This window comes from Affinundibacterium amnicola (genome assembly GCF_014284275.1).
GTDB classification, from domain to species: domain Bacteria; phylum Pseudomonadota; class Gammaproteobacteria; order Burkholderiales; family Burkholderiaceae_D; genus Undibacterium; species Undibacterium amnicola.
Genome location: NZ_JACOFU010000026.1, coordinates 1 through 246, shown reverse-complemented (window position 1 = coordinate 246; position 246 = coordinate 1). Strand labels below are relative to the sequence as shown.

Annotated in this window: 1 protein-coding gene; it reads right to left on the bottom strand. The window is 51.6% G+C overall.

Annotated features, from left to right (window positions below; all coding sequences use genetic code 11):
* The coding region (locus H8K33_RS19670) for a hypothetical protein (protein WP_186892769.1) at positions 1-246 on the bottom strand (246 nt) is incomplete at both ends.

The following is a 246-nucleotide window of genomic DNA, read 5'->3' as shown; positions in this document are numbered from 1 at the left end:
AGCTATTGCCTTCGACCACCGTATCACCTCCAGGACCGGCTGCACCTGGTTCGACTGTCGTGATCGTTGGTTGATCATCATCGATGATGCCACCGTTACCTGTCACGCCACCAATCACCAATGGTAAAGATTCTGGGGAAGCACTATCAACGACAGCATCATTGATCGTGGCGACGGTGACTGTGAAACTGCTGACACCGGCTGGAACAATCAGATTGCCACCAACCAAAGTGACACCATTGTTGA